The sequence below is a fragment of the Streptomyces sp. NPDC051172 genome (assembly GCF_040682555.1).
Classification (GTDB): domain Bacteria; phylum Actinomycetota; class Actinomycetes; order Streptomycetales; family Streptomycetaceae; genus Streptomyces.
This window is the reverse complement of the sequence record NZ_JBFBBE010000396.1, coordinates 1-1206: the sequence shown is the minus strand read 5'-3', so window position 1 is coordinate 1206 and position 1206 is coordinate 1. Positions and strand designations below refer to the sequence as shown.

The following is a 1206-nucleotide window of genomic DNA, read 5'->3' as shown; positions in this document are numbered from 1 at the left end:
CGGGCGCGCTGTTGGACCGGCTGCGGGCCGACGGGCACGAGGTGCGCGTGGACGCCTGGCGCGGCCACGCCCGGCACGACGTCGAGCGCAGCCGCGCCCTGGCCGCGTGGGCGGACGTGGTGCACTGCGAATGGAGCCTCGGCAATCTCGCCTGGTACTCCCGGCACCTGGACTCCCGGCACCGCACCACGCGGTTGACCAGCAGGCTCCACCTGCAGGAGGCGGGCACGGTGTTCCCGTCCCGGGTGCGTCAGGACGCCCTGGACGAGTGGGTGTTCGTGGCCGAGCACGTGCGCGCCCAGGTGCTGCGGGACACCCGCTTCCCGGCCGCGCGGACCTCGGTGGTGCCGAACGCGGTGGCCGTGCCGCCCACGCTCCCGGACGGCGACGACGACCGGCGCTTCGTGCTCGGGCTGGTCGGCGTGCTGCCCGAGCGGAAGGGGCTGCACCGCGCCCTCGACCTCCTGGTGGCGCTCCGCCGGGTCGAGCCCCGCCACACGCTGCGGATCCGCGGCCACCACCCGGAGGAGGTCGGCTGGATGGCGCAACGCCCCGCCGCGGCGGCCTACTACCGGGCGCAGCTGCGCCGCATCGAGACCGACCCGACACTCGCCGGATTCGTGGCCTGGGACCCCCACGGGCCGGACATGCCCGCGTGGTACGCCCGGGTGGGCGTCGCGCTCTCCGTCTCGGACTTCGAGTCGTTCCACTTCACGCTGCCCGACGGCGCCGCGCACGGCTGTCTGCCGGCCGCGCTGGCGTGGGCGGGCGCCGACCTGCTCTACCCCGCCGCGTGGCTGAGCCCGGATGTGGCCACCATGGCCGCGTCCGTGCGCGCCGCCACCGCCGAGCCCGAGGCCTGGATGGCTGCCGTGGCCCAGGCCCGGGAGCTTGTGGCACGGACTTACGCCGCCGAGCTCGTCCTCCCCGCCCTCGCGGACGCCGTGCTGGGCACGCGCGCCCCTCGCCGGCCCTGACCCTCAGTCCAGGCCCAGGGCCTCCGCCCAGGCACGGGCCACGGTGCGCTCGTCGAACGCGAGCACGCGTTCCCGCATGCGCGCGGACCAGTCCTGCCGTCGTGCCTCGTCCTGTGTGAGGTCGAGGATCCAGCGGGCGGCGGCATCGGTGTCCGCGTGGACGAGGTCCGCGCCGAAGACACCGGCCGCACCGGGCCGGTCCCAGATCACCGGGATCGCTCCGGCGGCC

1 protein-coding gene and 1 pseudogene are annotated in these 1206 nt (G+C 76.1%); one reads left to right on the top strand and one right to left on the bottom strand.

Annotation, left to right across the window (positions count from 1 at the left end; all coding sequences use genetic code 11):
• Window positions 1–977 (top strand): annotated as a pseudogene (locus AB0N07_RS51415) (hypothetical protein); the annotation flags it as partial.
• A gap of 3 nt (window positions 978–980) precedes the next feature.
• On the opposite strand, the gene AB0N07_RS51410 reads toward AB0N07_RS51415, so the two are convergent.
• A partial coding sequence (locus AB0N07_RS51410) for a hypothetical protein (protein ID WP_365847944.1) occupies window positions 981–1206 on the bottom strand: 226 nt, incomplete at its 5' end.